2 protein-coding genes and 1 pseudogene are annotated in these 1,338 nt (G+C 40.6%); all 3 read left to right on the forward strand.

All coding sequences use genetic code 11. The annotated features are described in order from the left end of the window. Positions 1-87: 87 nt before the first annotated feature. A complete protein-coding gene (locus tag GMD1S_RS12580) occupies positions 88-270 on the forward strand; it encodes a hypothetical protein (protein WP_000869799.1) in 183 nt (60 codons plus the stop codon). Position 271: 1 nt separating this feature from the next. Beyond that, the gene (locus tag GMD1S_RS12585) at positions 272-466 is read left to right on the forward strand and encodes a hypothetical protein (protein WP_001080063.1); all 195 of its coding nucleotides are present in this window, start codon (positions 272-274) and stop codon (positions 464-466) included. 165 nt (positions 467-631) lie between these two features. Beyond that, positions 632-1,338: pseudogene (comA, locus tag GMD1S_RS07715) on the forward strand (peptide cleavage/export ABC transporter ComA); the annotation flags it as partial.

Raw genomic sequence — 1,338 nt, forward strand, 5'->3', positions numbered from 1 at the left:
CTGCTTGGTCTGTTTTATGTAGGATACAAGTACAAAACAAAAGAAAGTACGATTGGGAATTGATGGACCATCAGATTGGAGTTTGAGATGAAAGTTGTTCAATTACTAGGAAACACTTGGCCAGAGACCACTGTATTATTTAGCTCGATGGCTTATCTAATTATTAGAATCGTGGCTAACGTAAACAAAATAAATCTACCTACGATTTCCTTGTTTTTAGTGGTTTTTATTTTACTGTGTCGGGGCCAAGGAGAAAGAAAAGGAGAATAGAATGAATAGGATTGTAAAATATGTTCTACTATTCACTTTCCTATTTTTGATGAATATTTTCATCTTTGGGATACTAGCAACTCTTGGATTTCAAGTAACAATGAGTGAAAATAGTTATATGGTGCCCCCGGTGTTTGCGTTTATCGTTTTATACACTATTCACAAAAGAAGTGGGAAATGTAAGAAATCTCTGTAATTGAATATTTTAGGCAGGACTCTTGTTCTGCCTCTTTTCTTTGACAAAAAGTGCTGTTTAGGCGTGGATATTGTTTTTTCAGAAACAATTCCCTTATTTCTTCTTCGTTTGGTTAAAATAATCTTACAAAGTTTTTAAGAGATTGTTAGAAAAAAGGAGATAGATATGAAATTTGGGAAAAGACACTATCGTCCCCAGGTGGATCAGATGGATTGTGGCGTGGCTTCCTTGGCTATGGTCTTTGGCTACTACGGTAGTTATTACTCCTTGGCTCATCTACGAGAGTTGGCCAAGACGACTATGGATGGGACGACTGCTTTGGGTGTTGTAAAGGTAGCAGAGGAGCTTGGCTTTGAGACGCGTGCTATCAAGGCGGATATGACGCTCTTTGACTTGCCAGATTTGACCTTTCCCTTTGTGGCCCATGTGCTCAAGGAAGGGAAGCTGCTCCACTACTATGTGGTGACAGGTCAGGATAAAAAGCACATTCATATCGCCGATCCAGATCCCAGTGTTAAGCTGACCAAGATTTCCCGTGAGCGTTTTGCGCAAGAATGGACAGGGGTCAGTCTCTTTATGGCGCCATCTCCAGACTATAAACCCCATAAGGAGAAAAAACAGGGACTCCTATCCTTCTTGCCAATATTATTCAAACAACGTGGCTTAATTGCCAATATCGTCCTAGCGACACTCTTGGTGACCCTGATTAACATTGTAGGTTCTTATTATCTGCAGTCTATCATTGACAGTTACGTACCAGACCAGATGCGCTCGACACTGGGTATTATCTCTATTGGGCTGGTTATCGTCTATATCCTCCAGCAGATTTTGTCTTATGCGCAGGAATACCTCTTACTTGTTCTGGGTCAACG

It is taken from the genome of Streptococcus sp. GMD1S (genome assembly GCF_000296875.1).
Taxonomy (GTDB): Bacteria; Bacillota; Bacilli; order Lactobacillales; family Streptococcaceae; genus Streptococcus.